The organism is Lysobacter sp. SCRH-1R (assembly GCF_057747855.1).
In genome coordinates this window covers 647,881-673,128 of the sequence record NZ_CM173227.1, presented here as the reverse complement: position 1 = coordinate 673,128, position 25,248 = coordinate 647,881, and the positions used below count along the sequence as shown (strand labels likewise).

Sequence of the window (25,248 nt, the reverse complement as noted above, 5' to 3'; positions counted from 1 at the left end):
ACGCCCGCCTGCAAAGGCGGGCGTCTTCGCAATGGAACAAGGAACGCCACGATGAGCTTCATGCAGACGCTGCGCGCACGATGGACGCAGGCCGGTTCGCTGGTCTGCGTCGGCCTGGACCCGGAACCGGCGAAGTTCCCCGCGATCTTCGCGAACGACGACGACGCGGTCTTCAACTTCTGCCGCGCCATCGCCGATGCCACCGCGCCGTATGCCTGCGCCTTCAAGCCGCAGATCGCGCACTTCGCCGCACTCGGCGCGGAAGGCGCGCTGGAGCGGCTGATCGCGCACATCCACGCGCGACATCCCGGCGTGCCGGTGATCCTCGACAGCAAGCGCGGCGACATCGGCAGCACGGCGCAGCATTACGCCACCGAGGCGTTCGATCGTTACGCCGCCGACGCGGTGACCGCCAATCCCTATCTCGGTCGCGATTCGGTGCAGCCGTTCCTGGATCGCGCCGATCGCGGCGTGGTGATCCTGTGCCGCACGTCGAATCCGGGCGCGGGCGATCTGCAGGACCTCGTCATCGATGGCCGGCCGCTCTACCAGCACGTCGCCGAGAAGGTCGCGCGCGAGTGGAACACGCACGGCAACTGCTCGCTGGTGGTCGGCGCGACCTGGCCCGCGCAGCTGAAGGAAGTCCGCGCGATCGTCGGTTCCGACGTGCCCTTCCTCGTCCCGGGCGTGGGCGCGCAGGGCGGTGACGTCGAAGCGGTGGTGACCCATGCGAAGAGCGCGGACGGCGCCGGACTCATGGTGAGCAGCTCGCGCGCGATCCTGTACGCATCGAAGGGCGACGATTTCGCCGACGCGGCAGCGAACGCGGCGCGCGAACTGCGCGACCAGATCAACCGCTTCCGCTGAGTCCAGCAGTCTTGTGGCCCGGGTAAGCGGAGCGCACCCGGGACTTGCGGCGGCGCGAGGCTCATCCCGTGGCATGTCGCGACCATTTCCCGATGCTGCCGCACGCCGCCGCAGGCTAACCTCTCCAGTCTGCCGCACTCCCCTCCCCCAGGACCCGCCATGGCACGCCCCGCCTTCCGCGCGCTGGATTCGCTGTTCAGGTTGCGCCAGCACGGCACCGACGTGCGCACCGAAATGGTCGCCGGCCTGACCACGTTCCTCACGATGTCCTACATCGTGTTCGTGAACCCGAGCATCCTCGGCAATACCGGCATGGACACCGGTGCGGTGTTCGTCGCGACCTGTCTTGCAGCGGCGATCGGCACGCTGGTGATGGCCTTCGCAGCGAATTACCCGGTCGGCATGGCGCCAGGCATGGGCCTCAACGCGTTTTTCGCCTTCACCGTCGTCGGCGCGATGGGCTACACGTGGCAGCAGGCGCTGGGCGCGGTGTTCGTCTCGGGCGTGGTGTTCCTTCTGCTCACCATCACCGGCGCGCGCGCGTGGCTGATCGCGGGCATTCCGCATTCGCTGCGCAGTGCGATCACCGCAGGCATCGGCCTGTTCCTCGCGATCATCGCGTTGCAGAAGTCCGAACTGATCGTCGGCGATCCCGACACGCTGGTCGCGCTCGGCGATCTGCGCGAGCCCGAACCGCTGCTGGCCGTCGCCGGCTTCCTGCTGATCGCCGTGCTCGAAGCGTGGCGCGTGAAGGGCGCGATCCTGATCGGCATCCTCGCCGTCACCGGCGTCGCGCTGCTGTTCGGCCGCGTGCAGTACCACGGGATCGTCGACGTGCCGCCGAGCCTGGCGCCGACGTTCCTGCAGCTGGACATCGCCGGCGCGCTCGGCGGTGGCGACGGGTTCTCGATCGCGGCGATGCTGCACGTCGTCATCGTGTTCGTGCTGGTGGAAGTGTTCGACGCCACCGGCACGCTGATGGGCGTCGCACGCCGCGCGGGCCTGCTGCCGCTGGACGATGCCTCGGCCGCGCAGCAGAAGCGTTTCGGCCGCGCATTGTTCGCCGACAGCTCGGCGATCCTGGCCGGCTCGGTGCTCGGCACCAGCAGCACCACGGCGTACATCGAAAGCGCGTCGGGCGTGCAGGCCGGCGGGCGCACGGGACTCACCGCGCTCGTGATCGCCGCGCTGTTCCTGCTCGCGCTGCTGTTCTCGCCGCTGGCCTCGATGGTCCCCGCATACGCGACCGCGCCCGCCCTGCTCTACGTCGCCGGCCTGATGCTCCGCGAACTGGGCGACGTGCACTGGGACGACCTCACCGAAGCCATCCCCGCCGCGCTGTGCACGCTGGCGATGCCGTTCACCTACTCCATCGCCAATGGTCTGGCGTTCGGCTTCATCGCCTACGCCGTGCTGAAGCTGTTCACCGGCCGCGCCCGCGAGGCGCACGCGGCGGTGTGGCTGGTGGCGGTGCTGTTCGTGTTGCGGTTTGCGTTGGAGTGACGACGCCGGGCGGCGTTTGAGCTCCGCTCACTCATCGCGTTGTTTCGTACGCAACAACATCTCCAGCCCCGCGAAGATGAGGCCGGCTCCGGCCGGCACTTTGTATTCGCCAAACGCGATCGGCCAGCGATGAATCACTCCATCACGGGACGCGATGAGGGTGAGACCAGCGCTCACAAGCGTGGATGGCCACAGCAGATCGCCGAGCTTCCACCGACCTTCCGGGTTGCCATCCGTTGGCAGCAACGCGAAACCCATCGCTGCGGAGCCGCTTCCTGCAAGTAGCAGAACCACGCAGAACCCGGCATCGCGCCCGTCAGCGCTGAGCTTGCTGGCGAAGAAGGCGCTGATCGACGGCGCGCCTTTCAGGGCGTAGTAAACAACCGCCACGCCGGCGGTCAGACATAGCAAACCCAGCAACAACCGCACGAACGCCTCGGCATCAAACTTGAACATGGCTGGGACTCGCTCTGGATCACTCTCAAGATCAAGCGTGCGGATCGCCAGAACGTCAACGGCGACTACTTCGCGAAACATGTGCGCTTTACGCGCAAGGGAGCCCTCTAGCTCTTTGCCTAAGCCTTTAGCACGCCGCTTATTTCGTCCTTCGAAATGGTCGCACTGCGCTACGCTGCGAACCCACGGCCGAGCCGGTCGTGGCATACGTGTACGCGTCCGTGTACGCGTCGAGGTCGAAGTAGCAAATCCTGGCTTGTGCCAGCCTGAGCGTTCACAAACAGACAGAAGGTGCCGATCGCTACAGGGTACGCAATCTTTCCATTGCATCCTGAAGGGAGCCCTCCCCCGAATTATCCAAACGCCCCCATCGCATCAAGCGATAGACCTGCGAATAGGAGCACGAGGAAGAGCGTCAAGGACGCATACAAGCATCTAAGTGCGGTCCGTCGCGCGCGCGTCAACTCGACGCGGACTTCGTTCGCGGGTGGCGGAGTCCTGTGCTCTCGAAGGGACCGATACGCGGTTGCCATCCAACTTTCGGATGGCCTGCCTCGCGCGCGAGCTCCCGCCCATGCTTCGGGCATATCTCTTGCCACCAATTTCCAATAGGAATTCACTGCAACCAGATATGCAACCACGCACCCGATGAAAACTGGGAGAGACAGCACGAAGACAAGCGAGAGTACGGATGCCATGTCGGCCATTCTCCGCGCGGATCGAAGGGCTAGTTGAGCCCAAAAAGGGTCCCGAGCCTATACCCGACGTACGCCCCTATCCCAGCGCCCAGGAACGCCACGATTGCCCAGACTAGGTGAAGCTTAACCATGCGCCTGTGTGTCCGAATTGCCCGGCGCTTCGCATCAGCCATCCGAATCCAGCCCATACACGTAGCGCTTCTGCAGCGCGCCGGCAGCGCTGTTCTCTAGCATGACCTGGTCGCCGTCGTACTCGAACACCGTGGCAACGCTGTTGATCGTGGTCTTGGCCAGACGACCTTCCGGGTCGTAGTCCAAAGTAGCCGTCGTGCCGGTCTTGTTGGCGTTGCGCAGACGATTGTCGGCGTCATAGCCGTACGTCCAGCCGGCATTCGACTTCAGGTTCCCACGCGTGTCGTAGGCCAATGCGGCGCCGGCCACGCTCGTGTACTGGTTGAGCCCGTTCGCCGTGTAGCTCTGTGTGCCAGGCTGCGCGCCGCGCCATTGGTACAGGTCGTTGCTGGTCGTGGTGCTGGTGATGTCACCGATCTGGTTGCGGGCGAATGACCTTGACCCAGACGTGCTCGATGGAGACGTCGGTCATCGCGGCCTGCAGGCTGGGGCACGTTCCGGCTGCCGTGGCATTGATCGAGTAGACAGGGATCTGGCCCTGTCCTAGCAGATTGAGCACGCCACACACGTTACTCGTATCGAACCCGTACCATTCCTTGAACTGCTGCGCCGGTAGCGTGATGACGCCGCGCACGTAGCTGGCGGTATAGCCGGAGGCACGCAGCAGCTCGACCATCAGGGTCGCCTGGTCCATGCCGGTGCCCTGGTTGTCCAGCACCGTGCCGAGGCCGCCTTTCTGGATACCCCAGACCGGATGGAACTCGATGTTGTTGCGGACGTACTGATAGATCAGGTCCGGATGGTTGCGCAGCGCGCGTGCGAGTTCGCTGATGGAAGCCGGACCGAGCGGGTTTGCGTCTCCGCCGACACGCGTGGCGGTCATCAGCGTTCGACCTCCCGAAGGAGCGACGCCCTGATTCAGGTTGGACGGGAGCGCTTGACCATTCCGTTCGACGGCTTGACGGGACTCCTCCACCGTGACAGGCGGAAGAATGGCGCGGAAAACGTTGGGGGCCGGCGCCCAGGTGGACTGCCCACCCGCGCCGACCATCGCGCCTTGCGCCGACAGCATCGGCCGCTTGGATCCGTAGTTCACGGCAGGCTGTCCTGCCCCGAACTGGACGTTTCCAGCCCATGCCACGTGGCTTGCTGCCAGGGCGCAGAGGATCAAACCTCGCGCCACACGTCCGATACGCCGTTCCTTCATACCCGCTCCATGCAGATTTGGCGCGCACGACAGCACACCTGCACAGGCAGGCTGGTGCGCAACTGGATTGATCGATCAGCCCGGGTTTCGGGCGATCAAGGCGAAGTCGTTACCGTCGACGTCCGGTTTCCCGCGGCGTCGTACGTGTAGTTGACCATCGTGGTCGTGGTACCGACCGTGTACACGACGCGAATCACGCGTCCGAGCGAGTCGTAGGTGTAGGCCACGGAGCCTGCATATGCCTGCGATCCGAGCAGCAAGCACGAGACGATCAATGCGGCGCAGAAATGCTTCATGCGTACTCCCCTTCTCTCCATGATCCGGGAGTCACGTTATCTCCGCATTCAGACAGGCACTACGCGTAAAAGTCGTAGCGACTTCCTCGTATTGACGCTCGCGTAGCGCCGCTATTCGCTGCCAATCCGGAGCTTTTCCGCTCCCACAAGAACCGTGCGGGATGGCGAACGTCGCGCACATCACCGCGCACGAACACTGAGATCTGCATGGACAACAGCACCTCATCCAATGAAGATCGACTGATAGCCGCGATCCTTGCGCTCGGGTTGCCACTGTTTATGGTCGTGTGGTTGATGGATCCGACGACACTGACCGCCGACGACAAGTACGGATTCACGCCGGACGATGCATTGCAGATCGAATGGATTCCAGCGACATCGCCGGCAAAGCCCACCCATGCAATGCAAGCGATCAGCGTGCCTGATGTCGTGCCGGAGCCCTCGACCGAAGAGCTGCCAACGCCGAGTTCCGACGCGCCAACCACCTCGGTCGCCACGCAAGAAGATGCAGCTCCCGTCGGCCTTCCCGTCGACACCTCTGGTTCCGTTTACGACCCAAGCCGCACACAGACGGTTGCGCCCGACGCCAGGGCATTCGTGCGATTGACCCCGGCGAACGATGAAACGACTGCCGCACACCTCGACGGCGCTTCCTGGATCGAGAATCCGCCGGCCTTTTCCGAATCCCTGCGGACACAGTCGAACGCGCGTGTCGTTCTCGAACTCGAGGTGGACGAGACTGGAGCCATCACTCACGCCGCCATCGCCGAATCCAGCGGCTCTGAGGAGATCGACCTGAGTGCAATGAGCGCCGCTCACGCGTGGCATTTCGAGCCGGAACGTCGCGCCGGCATCGCTGTCCGGACAACCGTGCGCCTGGATGTCGTCGTACAGGTGGAAGGTAACGGCGGCGCCGAAGACAGCCAACCGCTATGACTTGAGTCGCGCCCGCAGGTACGCCACCGGAAACCGCAACCAGACCGCCGCGAACACCGCCGCCGACATCGCGATGCCGCGACGCGGCGCTTCGAACTTGCGGTAATAACGCCACAGCCCGCGATGCTTGTGCCATTCGACGAAGAACGGACGCGAGCGGCTCGATACGCCGCGCACGTGCAACACGCGGACGTGGTTGGCGACGGCGACCAGCGCGCCGGATTCGCGGGCGCGACGCGAGAGGTCGAGATCCTCGGCGTGCAGGCGATAGCCTTCGTCGAAGCCGTGCAGGCGTTCGAACAATGCGCGCGGCATGAGCATCAATGCGCCCGACACCGCTTCGACCTGCTGCAGCGCGCGCGTGTCGTCGATGGGCAATTCGAGTTTCGGTGCGGGCGTGCCGCCGAGTGCGGCGGTCAGCATCGCGCCGAAGTCTGGGTCGCGCCGGCGCGCGGCACCGTCGCGCACGCCCTCGTCGTCGACCAGGTCGGCGCCGAGCAGCGCCTCGCCCTGCCTTGCCGCGAGTGCGCGCAGGCGCGCAAGCGTGTCGCGTTCGACCAGGCAATCGGGATTGACGAACGCGAGCCACTGCACGCCCTCGCCCGCGTCGCGCGCGCCCTGGTTGCAGGCGGTGCCGAAGCCGGGATTGTCGGGATTGGCGATGAAGCGCACGCGCGCATCGTGGCTGGCGTGGCGCTGGACGATCTCCAGCGTGCCGTCGTCGGAGTTGTTGTCGACCACGCGGATCGCGTGCACGCCATCGGCCGCGCGCAGGCGCGTCAGGCAGTCGTCGATGGTTTCGGCGCTGCGGTAGGTCACCACCACCGCGGCGATGCCGGCGCTGGCGTCAGGCGAAGAGATCACGTTGCGGTTCCGGAGGTCCGAGGTGTTCGAGCAGCGCCGCAAGCTGCGCACGCGACGCGCGCAGTGGGTCCTGCATGAGGTGGTTCGCCAGACGCGCGTGCCAGTCGGGCCAGCGCGCGGCGAGCGCGTCCATGTCGCCGTCGAACGGCACGCCTTCGCCACGGCGCGCGACGAAGGCGGTATCGCACAGGGCGTTGCGCCAGCCCAGGCCGGACAGGCGCAGCGACAGATCGATCAGCGCCGCATACCACGAGCCGTAACTGCTCGCGTCGAGTCCGCCCGCACGACGTCGCGCCGTGCCGCGCAGCAGCACGGCGTGGCTCACGGCGGCGGGAAGTTCCGGGTGCAGCGCCGGCATCGCCTTGGCGGCGCGCGCGACGCGTTCGAGATCGTCAGGTACCGGTTCGATCTCGCCGATGCGCGGCCACGAGGCGGCTTCGCCCGCGTTGCTCCACGGCGTGGCGGTCGCGATCGCGCCATCGCCGGCGAGGCTGGCGACGAGTCGTGCGAGCCAGCCGGGCGCGGGTAGCGAATCGCTGGCGAGCACCGCGACGTCGGCATCGCCGCATGCGCCCAGCACTTCGTCCAGGTGCGCGACTTCGCCGACGCTGCGCTGGCGGCGCGTGTAGTCGGCCTTCAATGCGGTGCGCGAGATCCAGCGTTCGATGATCGCGTAGCCGCGCGGGCCGGCCTGCGCGTCGTCGGCCAGCCACACCGGCGTGCCCGGCGCGGTGGCGGCGTCGAGTGCGGCCAGGCAGGCGTCGAGCGCGTCGTCGTCCGGGCCGACCGGGACGACGACGATGGGCCCGACGACCGCCGGCGAGGCGGTCGTCTTCGTCACTGTTGCTGGCCTGGGCGGCGAGGCTTCTTCTGCAGCGGCTCCATCGCGCGGAAACGACGGGTGTATTCGTCGGTGAGATTGCGCGCTTCCTGCGGGTTGCGCACGATCGTCGGCGTGAGCAGCACGATCACTTCGTTGCGCGTCTTGCTCGAACGCTGCTGGCCGAACAGGCCGCCGATCACCGGGATGCGGCTCAGGCCCGGGAAACCCGACGCTCCGCGTTCGACGCTGTCGCTGATGAGGCCGGCGAGCATCACCGTGTCGCCGCTCTGCACCGCCGCTTCCGTCTTGAGCTTGCGCGTGTCGATGCGCACGTTGCCGTTCTGGTCGGCGGTGGACTGGGCGCCGGGCGAGCTGACTTCCTGCACCATGTCGAGGAACACCACGCCATCCTTCGCCACGCGCGGGCGCACCTTGAGGATGATGCCGGTGTCCATGTACTGCACCTGGCTGTAAGTGTTGTCGCTGCCGGTGGTCGGATTGAAGGTGACGGACGAGATCGGAATCTTGCTGCCGACGTTGAGCGTCGCCTCGGCGTTGTTGCGCACGACCACGGACGGCGTCTGCAGCAGTTGCAGGTCGGTGACCGAATCCAGTGCGCTGATGACCGCCGCCGCATTGCGGCCGAGGAAGGTCCACGCCAGGCCGCCGCCCCCTTCGCCGTCGCCGGGCAGGATGCTGCCGGCGAGCGTGCTCCACGTCGTGCGGCCGACCGCGCTGGGCAGGCCTGCGTCGGTGACGGCGCGTTCGAAGTACCAGTTGACGCCGTATTTCAGGTCGCCTTCGAGCTGCACCTCCACCACCTGGGCTTCGATGTGCACCTGCATGGGCATCACGTCGAGGCGTTCGATCACGTCGCGGATCGACTTCCATGCCGACGGACTGCTGCGCACGATGATCGAGTTGGTTTCCTCCACCGCCGACACGCCGACGCGGTCGCCGTTGACGTCGAGGGTGAGGGCGGCGTTGCCGTTCTGCTGCTGGCCCAGCGACAGCGTGCCATTGGAGCCGGTACCGCTTCCGGTGCCGGTGTCCATGCCGGTGCCGTCCTGGTAGTTGCCGAGCGTCGCGGTGCTGCCGGCGTCGGTGTCCTTCAGCTCCACCGATTCCAGTCCCGGCATGAGCGAGGGCGGACCACCGGTCCCGCCCGCGCCACCGCCGCGCCCGGACCCGAACACGTCCGCCAGGCGGTCGGCGAGGTCCTTGGCCTTGATGTACTTCAGCTCGTACGAGAACAGCTGCACGCTGCCGCCGGCGCTGTCGATGCGGTCGAGCCACTGCTGGATGTCGTCGAGGTAGTTCGCCTGCGAGGTGATGACCAGCACCGCATTGGCGCCTTCCAGCGGCATGAAGCGGAACATGCCCGCGACCGGCGACTTGCTCTGTTCGCCGAACACCTTCTCCAGGTCGGCCACGACCTGGGACGCCTTGCCCGACTGCAGCGGGAACACGCCCACCGACATGCCCGACAGCCAGTCGACGTCGAACACCTCGATCGTGCGCATGTAGTTTTCGAGTTCCGCGCGGCTGCCGCCGACGGTGATCACGTTGCGCGAGTTGTCGACGTTGACGATCGCGTTCGGCCGTGCGTACGGCTTGAGGATCTTCTCCATCTCCGTCGCCGAGACGTACTTCAGCGGCACCGTGCGCACTTCGAAACCGCGCGCGGTGCTCGGCGCGCCGGTGCGCGCGGCGACGTTGCCCGCCAGCGCCTGGTCGGCCGGCACGATGTTGTAGCGACCGCCGTTGTAGACCAAGCGGGCGTTGTTCCAGCCCAGCACCATCTCCAGCAGGTTCAGCGCTTCGGCCGGGCTCACCCGCTTGGGCGTGGCGAGCGTGACCGTGCCCTGCACGCCCGGCGCGATCACGTAGTTCTGGCCGAGCATGTCGCCCAGGATCGCCTTGACCACCGCATGCAGCGATTCGCCTTCGAAATTGAACGTCGCCGCTCCCGTGGTCCCGCCCAGGCCCGGCGGCGGCGCGGAGGCCGCGCTGCGGTTGATGACCTGGCCGGTGCCGCGACGGATCTGCGGACGCGCGTCGCCGCCGGCGGTGGACTCGGGCAGGGTTTCCTGGGTCGTCGCGCCGGGCGCCGTAGCGGGTGCGCCAGCCTGGCCGGGTGGCACCTCGGCGCGGCGGATGTCCGGCACGGGTGCGGTCGCGCACGAGGCCAGCAGGCTGGCGATGGTCGCGGTCGCGATCGCCTGTGCGGCGAGGCTGGGGCGGAGCTTCATCGGACGAGGCTTCATGCAGTCTCTCAAGGCGTCTGGGCCGGGGGTTGCGCGGATTGCTGCTGCCGCATCTGCGCGCGACGCGCTTCGATCCGCTTGCGGATGGCTTCCATCTGCGCCTCCGGCGTCATCGGCGTGTTTTCGCTGGGTTCGGGCGCAGGCGGCGGGGCCGGCTGCGCCTGGGGGTTGGCATTGCCGTTCGCGCTGCGGTTCTGCGCGGCGGCGTTGTTCGCCGGACGCGCGTTGGCGGCGGGGCGTGCGGCGCTGGTCGAAGCGCTCGGCGGCGGCGTGACCGGAACGCCCACCGGCTGCGCCCGGTTCGCACCGGGCGGCGCGTTGTTCACCGCGGTCGGCGGCTGGCCGCCCTGCCCGTCGAACACGCGCAGCATCATCTCGCGACGACCTTCTGGACCTTCGAACACGGCGCTGCGTGCATCCAGCGCGGTCAGGCGCCAGGCCGGATGCGATTCGGGCACTTCGCCGAGCCTCACGCGCACCGATTCGCTGCCGTCGGCCGGCTGCAGGATCGCCATCTGCAGGGTCGGCGTGATCAGCACGCTGGTCAGCACGTAATCGAACGCGGTCTGCTGGCCTTCGCCCTCGCCGTCGCCCTGCAGGAAGAACGGCTTGGGCTGGCGATCCTGCGAGAACAGCGGACGCTGCGCGATGGCCGCGTACTGCGACAACGGGCCGAGCCGTTGCGGCGCGGGAGGCCGCGCGTTCGGCAACGGGCGCAGCAGGCCGGGATCGGCGTCCAGGGCCTGCGCGTGCCGGCCCATGCCGAACACCGCCAAGCCCCAGGCGAGCACCGCCCAGCCGGCGACGGTCGCCAGCAGCCAGGTGCGCGGACCGGCGTCGTCAAGGCGCACGCGGCACCTCCGCGGTGTTGGGCGAGGGACGCAGGTAGCCGTAGAGGTCGAAGCTCACGTCGAGTCCGCCGTCGCCGCTGGGCTGGTTCGCGCCGGGCAGGAAGTAGCCGCGCGAGGACAACAGGTTGAGGTTGCCGACGAACAGGCGCGGCGATCCGCTTTCCAGCGCGTACAGCACGCTCGCCAGTTCCGGCGTGCCGCAGCGCAGGCGCACCTGCACGATCACGCGCGCGTAGCGTTCGCGGCGCGGCTCGCTGAGCGGCGAGCGGTTGCTGATCGCGCAGCTGCGATTGCCCGGGCTGGCCTCGGCGACCACACGTTCCAGCCGCTGCACGAGGCCGGCGGTCGCCAGTTCCGCGCTGCTTTCGGGAAGGAATCCGGGCGAACGCGCCTGCTGCGCACGCACCTGCGCAAGGCGCTGCTGCACCTGCGGCGCCTGCTGCAGTTGCATGCGCTGGCGCAGTTCGCGCTGCTGCAGGGTTTCGACGCGTTCGTTGGCTTCCAGCATCGGCGCGGTGAACCACGGATGCACGAGCACCAGATAGCCCAGCAGCAGCGCCGCGAGCAGCAGGCCGAGCGCGAGCCATTGGTCGCGGCCGATGCGTCGCGCCGGCGTCGCCATCGGCACCTGCGCCTGCACGGAAGTCGGTTCAACCGCCATCGGCGTCCTCCGGCTGCGGTTGCGGGGGTGCGCGCTGCGCGGCGGGCGCGGGCGCGCCGAGTTCGGCGGTCAGGGTGAAACGGTCGCGGCTGGTCACGGGATCGGGCATCAGCGCGCCGGTCAGCGACGGCGCGCGCCACAGCCTGGATCCCTGCAGGCGCTGCACCAGCGACGGCGCCTCGCGGCTGAGGCCGATCATCAGCAGGTTGCCGTCCTCGACGGCGAGCTTTTCCAGGTACGTGCTGTCGGGCAGGCGCCGGGTGAGTTCGTCGAGCACTTCCACCGTGGTCGGCCGCTGCGCGCGCTCGCGGTCGAGGAAGGCTTGGCCTTCGATGAGGTCGATCAACGCCTGCCGCTGCGCCGCGGCGTCGCGCGCGGCGGTCGCCTGCTGGGCGATGCGCGCTTCGAGTTCGTCGGCCGCCGCGCGGCGATTGGCGAGCAGCTGCCACATCGTCGCGGCGACGGCGATCACCGCCAGCGCGGCAAGCGCGAGGTTCCAGTAGCGGAAGGCATCGCCGTGGCGGCGACGCAGCGCTGGATCGAGCAGGTTCACGCCCAGCGGCATGCCATTCTCGGCGCACAGGTCGATGCCGGCCAGCGATCCGGCCATCGGGCCGAGCGCCGCCATCGGCGCCTCCAGGCGCTGGCGCGGCACGACGACGAGTTCGGCCTCGATCAGCCCATCGGTATCGCGACGGCCGAGCACGCGCGCGTCGAAGGCGACGGTGTCGGCGGAGAACGGGGTCTGGCGGTCGATCTCGAAACCGACCACGTCGCGGAGCCGGTCGCCCGCGGCGCCCGGCAGGGTCAGTCGGCGGCGCAGGCCGGCGGCGGCCGGCAGGAGCAGCCAGCGCGGCAGGTCGGCCAGGCGCGACGGAAGCAGCGTCGCCAGCGGATCCACCGGCGCGACGATGGCGTCCTCGTCCGGCAACGCCAGCTGCGGCACCGCGCCGAGGTCGCGGAGATCGCCGGCCTGCTGGAGCCGCAACTGCACCGCATCGCCCTGCACCTGCAGCAGCAGCCGGCCGCGATCGAACCCGAGCACGCGGCGCACCCGCGCCGGCAGCCAGGCGGCGAGGTTGTGCGCCCACCAGTGCGCGAACCCGCCCGCGCCGGGCGCGAGGCGCGCGCCCAGGCGACGCAGCCGGTCCTGCGCCCAGTCGGCGGCAGGCCGGTTCGGGGACCGGCTTTCGCTCCTAGCGTTCATCGCGGTGATGCTCCCTCCTCCCAGCGCAACGGCACGTACGCCATGCCAGGCAGGCCTCCTCCGCCCGTACGAACCACCGCTCGCAGCAGCGACTGACGACCATCCGGAAGCCGCGCGCGGCTGTCGATACTATAGGTGCCGCTGCCGGCGCCGGCCATGTTCGGGCCTGTCGAGGCACCGTCCACGGGCAGCGAACCGGCCGGTCGACCGCGCTGGGCCACCAGCTCGGCGCCGTTCAATCCCATCGCATCGAGCAGTACCGCAGACGCATACGCGGGATCCGGCTGGGCTCGGCCGCTGAAGACGGTCAGGTCCGGTTCCAGCTTTGCGTACAGCTCCGGCGTCATGCCCAGCACCTGCAGCAGTTCGGCCACGCTTTCGAAGTCCGCGTCCTTGGCGCCGTAGGGGCGGCCGGCAGCTTCGTAGTCCCCGTCCTCGGCGCCGCCGGCGGGCTGGGTCAGCGGGTCCGCATCGCGCCAGTCGATGATGGCCCCGGCGATGCGCCCGGCCTCGGACGGCTCCACGCCGTGGCGCTGGATCAACGCGGCGAGCAGCGGATGCGGCGCCTGGTTGATGTCGAGCTTGCCGTTCTCGTCGACGATCCTCACCTCGACCTGCGCATCGCCGAAGCGCCAGGGGTGCGGCTGGCCGTCGGGCTTCCACTGCAGGCGCGCGTCCGGCAGCGCGACGCGGGTCAGCGAATATTCCAGCCCCGCGCGCGCGGCGTTGGACGCCACCAGTCCGCGCACCAGCACGCGGCCCTGCAACGCCTCCACGCGTGCGGCGAGCGCGAAACCGCCGATCAGCGCGGTCAGCAGCACGATCAGCCACAGCACCAGGATCAGCGCGGCGCCGCGTGCGCGTGAGGGAGTCCGCGGCGCGCGCGTCATTGCGTCTGCACCGGTTGTGCGTACGCGCTGAACGCCGGCGCGAGCGGCAGCGAAACGATCAGCGGCGGCCATGGCACGCCGTCGCGGTCGACCATCGTCACTTCCACCAGCAGCGGCAGCTGTTCGGTCGCTTCCCACGTGTCGAGCCACTCGCCGAGGCGCCCCTCCTGATCGAGCGCGCGATAGCGGAAGCGTGCTTCGCGCAGGTTCCCCACCAGTTGCTCCGGCGGGCGCGGATCGCGCTCCTCCACGGTCTTGCCGGCCTGCACCATGCTCAGCGCGAGCGTCATCCGCACGCCCTCGCCTGCGTCCTCGATGCGGAAATCGTGCAGGTATGGGCCGCCGCGTCCGAGGTAATCGGGAATGTCGGCGACGAAGCGCATGCGCTCGCGCTCGCCGATGAAACGGATGGCGATCGCGCGCGACTGGTCGATGTCGAACGGGATCGGCCGCGTGCCGGTGAGGCGCGCGCGCAGGAAGCCTTCGACCGTGCGCATGCGCTCGCTGCGACCGGCCATCGCCTCGCCGCGCGTGGTCGTGCGTGTGGCGGCGCCGAGCGTGGCGAACGCCAGCGAAAGGCCCGCGACGAGCAGCACCATCGCGATCAGCACTTCGATGAGGGTGAAGCCACGCGCGCGGGTCATGGCAGCACGCCTCCGCTGCCGGCCGCGGCGATGCGCAGCGTGCGCAGCTGCAGGCGCTGCCCCGGCCCGTCGCCCCACTGCATCGCCAGGGTGATCTCGAACAGTTCCGGCCCGCCGAGCGTCATCGGCTGGCCGCTGGCGGCCACCGCGGGATCGCGCCACGGCGCCACGCGCAGGCGCCAGCGATAACGGCCCTGCTCGAACTCGCCATCGCGCTCGCTCGCCGCCAGGCGCTCGCCGACGCCGACCTGGTCCATCACCGACTGCGCGTACATCGCGGCGCGTCCGGCGTCGGCCGATTGCCGTACCTGCCGCGTCGAACCCGACAGGATCCCGAGCAGCAGCGTGAGCGCCATCGCGAGCAGCGCGAAGGCGACGATGACTTCCAGCAGCGTGTAGCCGGTCTGGAGCGAGGAACGAGCGGAGAGGAACGAGGAACGCGTCGAAAGCGCGCATCGGCGCGTGGCCGTGACTGGTTTCCCGTTCCTCTCCACTCGTTCCCCGTTCATGGCTGGGCCTGCGCGCGCCGCAGCTTCACTTCGCCGGTGAGCCAGGCGACGTCGATATTCCACGCTGCCCGGCGCGCGGCGAGCTGCACGCGGCCACCGGTGCTGGCGCCGTCGGGAAAGAACACGATCGCGCCTTCGCCGCGTCGCGGCTGCACTTCGCGCGCGGCGGTGAAGGTGATGCGCAACGAAGGCGGGATGTCGCCGCGGCGCCCCATCGGCGCGGCCCAGGCGCGCTTGGCCGGATCGAGCGTGAAGCGCTGCGGTTGCCCGGTCGCGATCGCGTGGGTGCGGGTGAAACGCAGCGCGGCGGACACCTGCTTCGCGCTGGAACGCAGCTGCATGCCTTCGCGACCGCCGCTCATCGCCGCCAGCGCGAGCACGCTGATGGCGGCGATCAGCGCGATCACCAGCAGCATTTCCAGCAGGGACACACCCCGCGCGCGATGCATGGCCGAATGCCCCCGCTGGGCTCGCGCTTACTCGTACTTGATGTCGCCGTCGACGCTGGTGCCGCCCGGCTTTCCATCCTTGCCCAGGCTGACCAGGTCGAACGGGCCGCTTTCGCCCGGCGCGCGGTATTCGAGCGCGTGGCCCCAAGGGTCCTTCAGCTCGGCCGGCTTCGCGTACGGGCCGAGCCAGCCGTTCACGTCGGCGGGTTGGGTGACCAGTTCCTCCAGCGAGGTCGGCAGGCGGCCGGTGTCCATCTGGAACGACTCGACCTTCCCGGCCATCGTCTGCACCTGCGCCTTGGCGATGTTGTAGTCGCCGCGATCCTTGCCGCCCAGCACGCGGCTGCCGACGAAGGCCAGCACCGCGCCGATCAGCACGATCACGATGATGATCTCGATCAGGCTCATGCCGCGCTGGCGGGCGGCCGATGGCGAACGGGTCGGTGAACGGCGGTTGCGCATGTGGGTTCCTTTGGAGTCCGGAAGAGGGGATGTTTACCCGAAAACGATTGCAAGTGGACTGACTGCGGGGGGCGATGTTCAGTTCCTGCGATGCCGGTGTGAAGGGGCATATGTCGCCTTGCGGGCCTCGCGGCGCGCTTCGTCGCGATGCCGCCCCGCTGCGTGAGGCGTCCGCGAGCGGGCCGCAGACCCGCATTGCGGACTCACCCTATCGCGTTCGTCAGCCCGTACAGCGGCATCAGCACCGCCAGCACGACGACGCCGACGACCGCCGCCAGCACGATCGTCACCACCGGCACCAGCGCGGCCAGCATGCGGTCCAGCGCCAGCGAGGTTTCCTGTTCGAACGTCTCGGCGGTCCTGACCAGCATCGCGTCCAGCGCGCCGGACTCCTCGCCGACCTGGATCATCTGCAGCGCCAGCCGCGGATAGCGCTTGCCCCGGCCGAGCGCGGTGGACAGCGCGACGCCGTTCTTCACTTCCTGCGCTGCCGCGTCCACGTCCGCCGCCAGCACGCGATTGCCCAGCACGTTGCGGCCGATGCCCAGCGCGGTGATCAGCGGCACGCCGTTGCGCACCAGCGTGCCGAGCGTGCGCGCCAGTCGCGCGGTTTCGGCCTTGGCGACCAGGCCGCCGACGAAACGCCGCTGCAGCAGCCATGCATCGAAGGCTTCGCGGAACACCGGATCGCGACGCTTGCGATCGAACCACCACAGCGCCAGCGCAGGCACCGCGAGCAGCAGGATCCACCAGTCGCGCACGAACAGGCCGATGGCCAGCACGATCTGCGTGAACACCGGCAGCTCGGCATCGAGACTTTCGTACATCGCGCCGAACTGCGGCACCACGTAACCGAACAGGAACAGCAGGCTGCCGCCGACCATCAGCAGCAGGATCGCGGGATAGATCAGTGCGTTGACGACGCGCCCCTGCAGGGCGCGCGTGCGTTCCAGGTAATCGGCCAGTCGCGCCAGGGTTTCCTGCAGGCTGCCGCCGGCTTCGCCCGCGCGCACCATGTTCACGTACAGCCGCGAGAACGTGCCGTGCTGGCGCTCCAGCGCCGTCGACAGCGAACTGCCGCCGCGCACCGCATCGCGCACATCGCCGATCGTGCGACGTGCGGTCTCGTCCTCGGGCAGTTCGAGCAGGATCGTGAGCGCGCGATCCAGCGGCTGTCCCGCCCCGAGCAGCGTCGCAAGCTGTTGGGTGAACTGCACCAGTCGCGCACCGGCAAAAGGCTTGGCCTTGAACAGCCCCTTCCACACCGACGCCCCGGACGCCTCGCTGGCGAGCTTCGCCTCCACCGGCAGATGCCCCTGCTCCTGCAGGCGCGCGACCACCTCCGCACTGCTGCCGGCTTCCATCTGGCCGTCGAGCAGCTCGCCGCGCGGGTTGAGGGCCTTGTAGTGGTAGAGGGGCATGGCGTTACGCGTCCTCGGTGACGCGCAACACTTCCTCGATCGTCGTCTCGCCGCGCAGGGCCTTGGCGATGCCGTCCTCGTACATCGTGCGCATGCCGTTCTGGCGCGCGATCTGCTCGATCTCGCCCATGCCGGCGTGGCGCATCACCGCGCGACGGAGTTCGTCGTTCATGACCAGGAACTCCATGATGGTCGTGCGGCCCAGGTAACCGGTCGTCGCGATCGGCGACGGCATCGGGTGGTACAGGAAGATCTCGCCTTCGGGCTGGTAGCGGCGTAGATCGAAGCGCTCGATTTCCTCCGGCGAGGCCGGATAACGACGCGCATGCGTCTGTTCCAGGCGGCGGACGAGGCGCTGCGCGAGGATGCCGTTGATGGTGGAGGTCAGCAGGTAATCCTCCACGCCCATGTCGAGCAGGCGCGTGATGCCGCCGGCCGCGTTGTTGGTGTGCAGCGTGGACAGCACGAGGTGGCCGGTGAGCGCGGACTGGATCGCGATGCGGCACGTTTCCAGGTCGCGCATTTCGCCGATCATGATGATGTCGGGGTCCTGTCGCACGATGCTGCGCAGCGCATGGGCGAAATCGAGCCCGATCTGCGGCTTGGCCTGGATCTGGTTGATGCCTTCGATCTGGTATTCGACCGGGTCCTCGACCGTGATGATCTTGACGTCAGGCGTGTTGAGTTTGCTCAGCGCGGTGTACAGCGTGGTCGTCTTGCCCGAGCCGGTCGGGCCGGTGACCAGCAGGATGCCGTGCGGCTGGTCGAGCACCTTCTGGAACTGCGGCAGGAACGCGTCCGTGAAGCCCAGGCGCTTGAAGTCGAACACCACCGTTTCGCGATCGAGCAGTCGCATCACCACGCTTTCGCCGTGCGCGGTCGGCACGGTGCTCACGCGCAGGTCGAGTTCCTTGCCCTGCACGCGCAGCATGATGCGGCCGTCCTGCGGCAGGCGGCGCTCGGCGATGTTGAGCTTGGCCATGATCTTGATGCGGCTGATCACGGCGGCGGTGAGGTTCGCCGGGGGGCTTTCGCCTTCGCTGAGCACGCCGTCGATTCGGTAACGCACCTTCAGGCGGTTCTCGAACGGCTCGATGTGGATGTCGGACGCGCGCAGTTCGACGGCGCGCTGGATGATCAGGTTCACCAGCCGGATCACCGGCGCTTCGGATGCCAGGTCGCGCAGGTGTTCGACGTCGTCGAGGTCGCCGCCCGCGCCTTCGCCCTCGGCGGTTTCGACGATCGCGCCCATCGCGCTGCGGCCCTGGCCGTACCAGCGTTCGACGAGGTCGCCGATTTCCGAACGCAGGGCCACGGCGGGATGGATGTCGCGCCCGGTCGCCAGGCGCAGCGCGTCGCGCGTGTATTCGTCCTGCGGATCGGCCATCAGCACGTCGACGGCGGCCTCGCTCTCGCCGACCGGACAGACGGCGAACTGCTTCATGAAGCGGGTGGACAGCGCGACGCCTTCGGGCGGCAGCTCCGGTGCGTCCTTGATGGCGACCAGCGGCAGGCCGAGGACTTCGGCGCAGGTTTCGGCGTGGTCGCGCTCGGACACCAGGCCCAGCCGGGCGAGCAACGCCAGCAGGCTGCCCCCGGTTTCCTCCTGCAGGCGGCGTGCGCGGGTGAGGTCGGCATCCTTGAGGCGGCCCTTGGCGAGCAGCGCGTCGACGATGCGGTGCTCGGCGTCCGAGGGGGGAATGAGGTCGTTGGCGACGGCGTTCACGCTTGTCAGGTCGTTGCCGACCGTCCTCCGCGATGGGGCCTTCGACTTTAGCAGGCCGAGGTTGACGGAAGCGCGCAGACGCCACGCGCTTTTGTCACCACGCCCTTCCCTGACGCCGGCCCGCGCCGATCGCGTACGCTTGGCCCCGTTCACAGGGGAGACAACGCATGAAGATCCGTTGCGCCGCAGCAGCGGCCGTCGCCGTGTTCATCGCCGGCGCCGGCGCCGGTTACACCGCGCAGAAGGCGCAGCGCACCGCGCCGGACATGTACCACGCCAGGCAGAACCAGGACGCGGCGAAGGCGCTGCTCGCCGCCGCACGCATCCAGGCCGGCAAGGGCAGCTGGGAGCAGATCGCGGTGGGCCGCGTGTATTACCTCGGGGGATTCAAGGCGGAAGGCCAGGCGATCTTCGACGCCATCCTCAACGGCAAGCACGAGGACAGCGACGTGTTCCGCATCGCCCGCGTGTACAGCGAAGCCGGCGAGTGGTCCCGGGCGCAGCCGCTGTTCCAGCAGTATTTCAAGACCACCGACGACGACGGCACCGGCCTGGCCGAAGTCGGCGCGCTCTACCTGCTCAACGGCGACCGGCAGACGGCCGAGCAGATGTTCGACCGCTCGGTCGCGATCGAACCGGAAGACCTGTGGGCGACGCTGCACATGGCGGGCGCGTATCTGGACGTCAAGCCGCAGGAGTGAGGCGGCTCGGCTTCGGCGTCGTCGCTTGCAGGGGCGCGCAGGTGGCGACGCCGATGGCGGGCGTATCCGGTGTTCCTGAGCCGATGCGTCGGTGGAGTGGATGCCAACCCAGCTCCGGTGTCCTCAGCAGGAGCCGGTGTTTTTTTGCGTCTGCCGTCGTTCCCCCGAAGGCGGAAATCCATGTATCCGCGGCGATTCCGCTCTCCGGAAGCGGTGATGCACGCAAGCCTGGATCCCCGCCTTCACGGGGATGACGTCTGGATGGCGGGTACGCCGCGCGCCTGTGTGTCTGGGGGCCGACTTTCGCCGGCGCGACGTACTGACTGGAGATGTCCGACCAGGCTCCGAGCGCCGTCGGAAGGAGCGGCGCTCTTCTGCCCTCGTTCCCGCGAAGCGGGAATCCACGCATCACGCCGCGTCGCTTCCTCGCGACTTCGCGACTTCGCGAAGAAAATCGCTATGAGACGCAACGGGGCCACTCGCCCCGTCGCGCACTCTCAGCGACCGCTCACCCCACCCACACCCGCGCGTTGCGGAACAGGCGCATCCACGGCGAATCGTCGCCCCACTCCGCCGGCGCCCAGCTGAGGTTCGCCGTGCGCAACGTGCGCTCGGGGTGCGGCATGAGGATGGTCGCGCGGCCGTCGGCGCTGGTGAGTCCGGTGATACCGTCCGGCGAACCGTTCGGATTGAGCGGGTAACGCGTGGCCGCGTGGCCGTTGCCGTCCACGTAGCGCAGCGAGACGTGCGCGGCGCTCTGGTCGAGCGGGCTGTCGAACTCGGCGCGGCCTTCGCCATGGGCGACGGCGACCGGAATCCGCGAACCGGCCATGCCGCGCAGGAACAGCGACGGCGATTCGACGACTTCCAGCAGCCCCGTGCGCGCTTCGAACTGTTCGCTGCGGTTGCGCAGGAACTTCGGCCAGTGCCCGGCACCCGGGATGATCGGCTTGAGCTGCGAGAGCATCTGGCAGCCGTTGCACACGCCCAGCGAGAAGCTGTCCGGGCGCGCGAAGAACGCGGCGAACGCGTCGCGCAGCGCGCTGCGTTCCAGCACCGACGTCGCCCAGCCACGGCCCGCGCCGAGCACGTCGCCGTAGCTGAAACCGCCGCACGCGGCGATGCCCTTGAAGTCGGCCAGGTCGAAGCGACCGGCGATGAGGTCGCTCATGTGCACGTCGACCGCTTCGAAACCGGCGCGCGTGAAGCCCAGCGCCATCTCGATCTGGCCGTTGACGCCCTGCTCGCGCAGGATCGCGACCTTCGGCCTCACGCCGGTGTTGATGAACGGCGCGGCGATGTCGTCGGACGCATCGAACGCCAGCTTCGGCTTCAGGCCCGGCGCGTTGAAGTCGCGTGCGACGGTGCGTTCCTCGTCGGCACCTTCCGGGTTGTCGCGCAGCTTCTGGATCGCGTGGCTGGTGGACCACCATGCATCGAAGAGTTCGTCCCAGCGCCACTCGACGAGCGTCTTGCCGTCGTCGCGCACACGGATCGCCGGCGCGGTGGTCGGGCGGGCGATGCGCTGCGCGCAGTCGATGAGGCCGTGGCGCGCGACGAGGTCGGCGAATTCGGCGCGATCCTCGACCGACACCTGCACGATCGCGCCGAGTTCCTCGTTGAACAGCGTACGGAACGGATCGTCGCCCCAGCCGTCCAGCGTGATGTCCAGGCCCATGCGCGAGCAGAACGCCATTTCGCACAGCGCCGCGAACGCGCCGCCGTCGGAACGGTCGTGGTACGCGCGGACCAGGCCGGCCTCGCGTGCATCGCGGATGAGTTCGAAGAAATCGCGCAGGCGCTGCGGGTTGTCGAGATCCGGCACGCCGAGCGGGCCGGAGAACGCGGGCAGCGAACCCTGGCCGTCCGCGGCGTCGGGATGGCATTGCGCCAGCACCGAACCGCCCAGGCGCTGCTTGCCTGCGCCCAGGCCGATCAGCCACAGCTCCGATTCTTCCTCGCGCGCCAGCAGCGGCGTGAGCTGCGCGCGCACGTCGACGACCGGCGCGAACGCGCTGACGATCAGCGACACCGGCGACACCGACTTGTGCGCTTCGCCATCGGCATGCCACTGCGCCTGCATGGACAGCGAGTCCTTGCCGACGGGGATGCTGAGGTCGAGTTCCGGGCACAGTTCCAGGCCCACGGCCCTGACCGCGTCGAACAGCCGCGCGTCCTCGCCGTCGTGGCCGGCGGCGGCCATCCAGTTCGCCGAAAGCTTGATGCGGTCCAGCGATTCCACCGGCGCGGCGCACAGGTTGGTGATCGCCTCGCCGACGGCCATGCGCGCGGCGGCGGCGGCGTCGATCAGCGCCAGCGGCGTGCGCTCGCCGATCGCCATCGCCTCGCCGACGAAACCGTCGAAGCCCGCGAGCGTGATCGCGCAATCGGCCACCGGCACCTGCCAGGGGCCGATCATCTGGTCCCGCGCGGTCAGGCCGCCGACGCTGCGATCGCCGATGGTGATCAGGAAGTTCTTCGATGCGACCGACGGATGCGCCATCACGCGCAGCGCGGCATCGCGCAGTTCCAGGCCGTCCCAGCGCAGCGCGGGCCACGGCGCGGCGGGCGGGCGGCGCGTGTCGCGGTGCATCTTCGGCGGCTTGCCGAACAGCACGTCCATGGGCAGGTCGATCGGCCAGTCGCGGCCGGCTTCGCGTGCGGTTTCGCGCGTGGCGCCGTAACCGACGACCAGCCGTTCCTCCGCCGTCGCGAAACCGACGGCGGCGAACGGGCAGCGCTCGCGCTCGCAGATCGCGGCGAATTCCTCGACGCGGTCGGCCGGCACGCCGAGCACGTAACGCTCCTGCGATTCGTTGCACCACAGCTGCATCGGCGAGAGCGAGGGATCGTCGCTGGGCACCTTCGCCAGATCGATGATGCCGCCCAGACCGGAGTCGTGGAGCAGTTCGGGAATCGCGTTCGACAGACCACCCGCGCCGACGTCGTGCGCGGTCGCGATGGGATTGTCCTCGCCGCGCGCGACGCAGCGGTCGATGACTTCCTGGCAGCGGCGTTCCATTTCCGGGTTGTCGCGCTGCACGCTGGCGAAATCGAGTTCCTCGTGGCTTTCGCCCGAGGCCACCGAACTGGCCGCGCCGCCGCCCAGGCCGATGAGCATGGCCGGGCCGCCGAGCACGATCACCGCATCGCCGGGCTGCAGGCCGAGCTTCTTCACCTGCACGCGGTCGATCGCGCCCAGGCCGCCGGCGAGCATGATCGGCTTGTCATAGGCGCGGGCAACAGCCCCGCCAACAGACGTGCCTTCATCCAGCTCGAAGCTGCGGAAATAGCCGGTGAGGTTCGGGCGGCCGAATTCGTTGTTGAACGCGGCGGCGCCGATCGGGCCTTCGATCATGATTTCCAGCGCGGACGCCATGCGCGGGTTGAGCGAACGCTCGCGCTCCCACGGCTGCGGCAGCGTGGGAATGCGCAGGTGCGACACGCTGAAACCGCACAGGCCCGCCTTCGGCCGGCCGCCGCGGCCGGTCGCGCCTTCGTCGCGGATCTCGCCGCCGGCGCCGGTGGACGCGCCGGGGAACGGCGCGATCGCGGTGGGATGGTTGTGCGTTTCGACCTTGATCGCGAAGGCCGAATCGACCTGCGCTTCCTCGCGGTACGCATGCGTCTGCGGGTCGGGGCGGAAGCGACGGCTCGCGTAGCCTTCCACCACCGCCGCGTTGTCGCTGTACGCCGAGAGCGTGTACTCCGGCGTGGTCGCGTGCGTGTGCTTGATCATCTTGAACAGCGAGGTCGTCTGCTCGACGCCGTCGATGGTCCAGGATGCGTTGAAGATCTTGTGGCGGCAGTGCTCGGAATTGGCCTGCGCGAACATCATCAGCTCGACGTCCGACGGTACGCGACCCAGCGCGCCGTAGCGCTCGCGCAGGTAGGCGATCTCGTCGTCGGCCAGCGCCAGGCCCAGGCCGGTGTTCGCCAGTTCCAGGTCGGCCAGCGGGATGCGCTCGAGTTCGCCGCGCACCGGCACGGAGAACAGCGCGATGGCGTCTTCGCGCGCTTCCAGCAACGACTGCGTCATCGGGTCGTGCAGCACCTTCGCCAGCGCGCCCTGCGTCGGGGCGTCCGACGGCCAGCCGGCGAGGTCGTAACGCGTACCGCGTTCGACGCGCTTCACCGGGAGCTCTGCGCCGTGCAGAAGCTCGGTCGCCTTGCTCGCCCAGGGCGACAGCGTGCCCAGGCGCGGCGTGACGTAGCGCGATACCGCGCCGTCCGCGCGCGGTGCGGCATCGAAACCGGCCTGGAGGATGCGACGCAGCGCGTCGGCGTCGGGCGTCGCGCCGGCGTCCGGCTCGACCCAGTAGACGGGCCATGCGCCGAGAAGGCGGACGGACGGATGGAGGGCTTGCAGTCGGGCTTGGAGCCGTTCCAGTCGGAACGGCGACAGGGCGGAAGCGCCCTCGAGGACGATCATGTCCGGGGAACCGTGCAACGTCGGGCCCGCCATTGTACCCAAGCGCCCCGCGCCCCGCCGCCGAAACCGGCCGGATCGGGGTCCGAAAACGCCGACGCCGCCCCTCGGGCGGCGTCGGAACGTCGGGTCGGGCTTCCAGTTGCGGCTTGTCAGGTGCCCGGCGTCGCGGACGCGGTGCGGGCCTGTTCGGCGGCGAGCTTGTCCAGCGTCTCGCGCAGGGCGGCCGGCGGGACGTAGCCGCCGACCTGGACGCCTTCGGCCGTCAGGATCATCGGCGTGCCGGTCAGGCCGACGCGCTGGCCGACGTCGTACTGCTGGTTGACGCTGCTCTTGCAGTCGGCCTTGGTCGGGCCGTGGTCGTTTTTGGCGTCGGTGAGCGCCTTGCGGCGGTCGGGCGCGCACCAGACGGCGACCATCTTGCGGTAGTCGTCGCTGCCCAGGCCCATGCGCGGGAAGGCGAGGTATTCGATGGCGATGCCTTCGCGGTTGTACTCGGCGATCTGGCTGTGCAGCTTGCGGCAGTAGCCGCATTCCACGTCGGTGAAGACGGTGACGGTGTACTTGGGCTTGGCCGGCGAGAAGACGATGCGCTCGCTGGCGGGGATGGTGGCGACCAGTTCCTTGCGCAGGCCCGCCATGGCGTCCTCGCTGAGATTCTTCTTCGCGGTCACGTCGAACAGCGCGCCGCCGGAGCCCGGCAGGAACAGGTAGCGGCCGTCGTCGCTGACGTAGACGACCTGGCCGGCGACGATGGCCTCGCGGAAGCCCGGCACCGCCGCCGGCGCGACGCGCTCGACTTCGACCTGCGGGTTCAGCGTGCGCACGGCCTCGATGGCGCGGGCCTCGGGCGTGCCGGCGGCCGGCTTGGGCGCGGCGATCGGCTTGGCGGCGGCGGTGGTCGCCGTCGAAACCGGGGCCTTGTTGTCGCCGGGCGCCTGGGCGCAGGCGGAAAGACTGATGGCGCCGAGCACGGCGAGGACGAGTCGTTTCATTCGCGATCCTGTCGGGCGGCCATGGGGCCGCGAGGGGGAATGGCCGATTGTGGCACGGGGCTGTGGCGGGGCGAGTGTCGTAGGTCCCGGTGTGGGGCGGCGGTTTGGGTGGGGGTTCATGGGGTGCGGGCGTCTGGGACGATCGCTTTCGGTGTCGGCGCAGACTTGTCGCGGGGGCGGTGTTGGGGCGGGTTTGCGGTTTGGGTTGTTGCCGTTGTAGATCAATCCGCCATTCCTCAAAGATCGTTGCCCCG

23 protein-coding genes are annotated in these 25,248 nt (G+C 68.8%); 4 read left to right on the top strand and 19 right to left on the bottom strand.

Annotated elements, in window-relative coordinates; translation table 11 throughout:
- Positions 1-51: 51 nt before the first annotated feature.
- Positions 52-867: an orotidine-5'-phosphate decarboxylase gene (pyrF, locus tag AC3ANK_RS03045; RefSeq protein WP_206860032.1), complete on the top strand. Its 816-nt coding sequence runs from the start codon at positions 52-54 to the stop codon at positions 865-867.
- A 159-nt stretch (positions 868-1,026) separates the two neighbouring features.
- Positions 1,027-2,370 carry an NCS2 family permease gene (locus AC3ANK_RS03040; protein ID WP_206860033.1) on the top strand — a complete coding sequence of 448 codons (1,344 nt, stop codon included), beginning with the start codon at positions 1,027-1,029 and terminating at the stop codon, positions 2,368-2,370.
- A 27-nt stretch (positions 2,371-2,397) separates the two neighbouring features.
- Here the strand turns inward: AC3ANK_RS03040 and AC3ANK_RS03035 are convergent, their stop codons facing one another.
- The 4 genes from AC3ANK_RS03035 to AC3ANK_RS03020 all read right to left on the bottom strand — a co-directional run bounded on the left by AC3ANK_RS03035 (position 2,398) and on the right by AC3ANK_RS03020 (position 5,159).
- Positions 2,398-2,826 carry a hypothetical protein gene (locus AC3ANK_RS03035; protein ID WP_484172096.1) on the bottom strand — a complete coding sequence of 143 codons (429 nt, stop codon included), beginning with the start codon at positions 2,824-2,826 and terminating at the stop codon, positions 2,398-2,400.
- 863 nt (positions 2,827-3,689) lie between these two features.
- Entirely contained in the window at positions 3,690-3,965 is a 276-nt protein-coding gene (locus AC3ANK_RS03030; RefSeq protein WP_484172095.1) for a hypothetical protein, read from the bottom strand.
- 100 nt (positions 3,966-4,065) lie between these two features.
- Positions 4,066-4,752 carry a transglutaminase domain-containing protein gene (locus AC3ANK_RS03025; RefSeq protein WP_484172094.1) on the bottom strand — a complete coding sequence of 229 codons (687 nt, stop codon included), beginning with the start codon at positions 4,750-4,752 and terminating at the stop codon, positions 4,066-4,068.
- Positions 4,753-4,958: 206 nt separating this feature from the next.
- Complete coding sequence (locus AC3ANK_RS03020; protein WP_206860035.1) at positions 4,959-5,159, bottom strand: hypothetical protein; 201 nt, start codon at positions 5,157-5,159, stop codon at positions 4,959-4,961.
- A gap of 207 nt (positions 5,160-5,366) precedes the next feature.
- On the opposite strand from AC3ANK_RS03020, the gene AC3ANK_RS03015 reads away from it, so the two are divergent.
- Positions 5,367-6,095: an energy transducer TonB gene (locus tag AC3ANK_RS03015; protein WP_206860036.1), complete on the top strand. Its 729-nt coding sequence runs from the start codon at positions 5,367-5,369 to the stop codon at positions 6,093-6,095.
- On the opposite strand, the gene AC3ANK_RS03010 is transcribed toward AC3ANK_RS03015, so the two are convergent.
- From AC3ANK_RS03010 to gspE, 13 genes are all read right to left on the bottom strand, one after another.
- A complete protein-coding gene (locus AC3ANK_RS03010; protein ID WP_206860413.1) occupies positions 6,090-6,956 on the bottom strand; it encodes a glycosyltransferase in 867 nt (288 codons plus the stop codon). The genes AC3ANK_RS03015 and AC3ANK_RS03010 overlap by 6 nt on opposite strands.
- The gene (locus AC3ANK_RS03005) at positions 6,943-7,800 is read right to left on the bottom strand and encodes a glycosyltransferase (RefSeq protein ID WP_484172093.1); all 858 of its coding nucleotides are present in this window, start codon (positions 7,798-7,800) and stop codon (positions 6,943-6,945) included. The genes AC3ANK_RS03010 and AC3ANK_RS03005 overlap by 14 nt, the downstream gene beginning before the upstream one ends.
- A complete protein-coding gene (gspD, locus tag AC3ANK_RS03000) occupies positions 7,797-10,034 on the bottom strand; it encodes a type II secretion system secretin GspD (RefSeq protein ID WP_206860038.1) in 2,238 nt (745 codons plus the stop codon). The genes AC3ANK_RS03005 and gspD overlap by 4 nt, the downstream gene beginning before the upstream one ends.
- Positions 10,035-10,057: 23 nt before the next feature.
- The gene (locus AC3ANK_RS02995) at positions 10,058-10,900 is read right to left on the bottom strand and encodes a type II secretion system protein XpsN (protein ID WP_484172092.1); all 843 of its coding nucleotides are present in this window, start codon (positions 10,898-10,900) and stop codon (positions 10,058-10,060) included.
- Positions 10,890-11,522 carry a type II secretion system protein GspM gene (gene gspM / locus AC3ANK_RS02990; RefSeq protein ID WP_206860414.1) on the bottom strand — a complete coding sequence of 211 codons (633 nt, stop codon included), beginning with the start codon at positions 11,520-11,522 and terminating at the stop codon, positions 10,890-10,892. The genes AC3ANK_RS02995 and gspM overlap by 11 nt, the downstream gene beginning before the upstream one ends.
- A 28-nt stretch (positions 11,523-11,550) precedes the next feature.
- Complete coding sequence (locus tag AC3ANK_RS02985; RefSeq protein WP_206860040.1) at positions 11,551-12,768, bottom strand: PilN domain-containing protein; 1,218 nt, start codon at positions 12,766-12,768, stop codon at positions 11,551-11,553.
- Positions 12,765-13,658: a type II secretion system minor pseudopilin gene (locus AC3ANK_RS02980; RefSeq protein ID WP_206860041.1), complete on the bottom strand. Its 894-nt coding sequence runs from the start codon at positions 13,656-13,658 to the stop codon at positions 12,765-12,767. The genes AC3ANK_RS02985 and AC3ANK_RS02980 overlap by 4 nt, the downstream gene beginning before the upstream one ends.
- Positions 13,655-14,302: a prepilin-type N-terminal cleavage/methylation domain-containing protein gene (locus AC3ANK_RS02975; RefSeq protein WP_206860042.1), complete on the bottom strand. Its 648-nt coding sequence runs from the start codon at positions 14,300-14,302 to the stop codon at positions 13,655-13,657. The genes AC3ANK_RS02980 and AC3ANK_RS02975 overlap by 4 nt, the downstream gene beginning before the upstream one ends.
- The gene (gene xpsI, locus AC3ANK_RS02970) at positions 14,299-14,811 is read right to left on the bottom strand and encodes a type II secretion system protein XpsI (RefSeq protein WP_242524988.1); all 513 of its coding nucleotides are present in this window, start codon (positions 14,809-14,811) and stop codon (positions 14,299-14,301) included. Before xpsI ends, AC3ANK_RS02975 begins: the two co-directional genes overlap by 4 nt.
- A complete protein-coding gene (xpsH, locus tag AC3ANK_RS02965; RefSeq protein ID WP_242524989.1) occupies positions 14,808-15,260 on the bottom strand; it encodes a type II secretion system protein XpsH in 453 nt (150 codons plus the stop codon). The genes xpsI and xpsH overlap by 4 nt, the downstream gene beginning before the upstream one ends.
- A 27-nt stretch (positions 15,261-15,287) precedes the next feature.
- Positions 15,288-15,722 carry a type II secretion system major pseudopilin GspG gene (gene gspG / locus AC3ANK_RS02960; protein WP_206860043.1) on the bottom strand — a complete coding sequence of 145 codons (435 nt, stop codon included), beginning with the start codon at positions 15,720-15,722 and terminating at the stop codon, positions 15,288-15,290.
- Between the two features lie 203 nt (positions 15,723-15,925).
- Positions 15,926-17,143, bottom strand: coding sequence for a type II secretion system protein XpsF (gene xpsF, locus AC3ANK_RS02955; RefSeq protein ID WP_206860044.1), 1,218 nt, complete (start codon positions 17,141-17,143; stop codon positions 15,926-15,928).
- 4 nt (positions 17,144-17,147) lie between these two features.
- Entirely contained in the window at positions 17,148-18,869 is a 1,722-nt protein-coding gene (gene gspE / locus AC3ANK_RS02950) for a type II secretion system ATPase GspE (protein ID WP_206860045.1), read from the bottom strand.
- 167 nt (positions 18,870-19,036) lie between these two features.
- On the opposite strand from gspE, the gene AC3ANK_RS02945 reads away from it, so the two are divergent.
- A complete protein-coding gene (locus AC3ANK_RS02945; RefSeq protein WP_484172091.1) occupies positions 19,037-19,570 on the top strand; it encodes a tetratricopeptide repeat protein in 534 nt (177 codons plus the stop codon).
- A gap of 508 nt (positions 19,571-20,078) precedes the next feature.
- Here the strand turns inward: AC3ANK_RS02945 and purL are convergent.
- A complete protein-coding gene (gene purL, locus AC3ANK_RS02940; protein WP_484172090.1) occupies positions 20,079-24,002 on the bottom strand; it encodes a phosphoribosylformylglycinamidine synthase in 3,924 nt (1,307 codons plus the stop codon).
- 149 nt (positions 24,003-24,151) lie between these two features.
- The gene (locus AC3ANK_RS02935) at positions 24,152-24,994 is read right to left on the bottom strand and encodes a DsbC family protein (protein ID WP_484172089.1); all 843 of its coding nucleotides are present in this window, start codon (positions 24,992-24,994) and stop codon (positions 24,152-24,154) included.
- Positions 24,995-25,248: the final 254 nt, after the last annotated feature.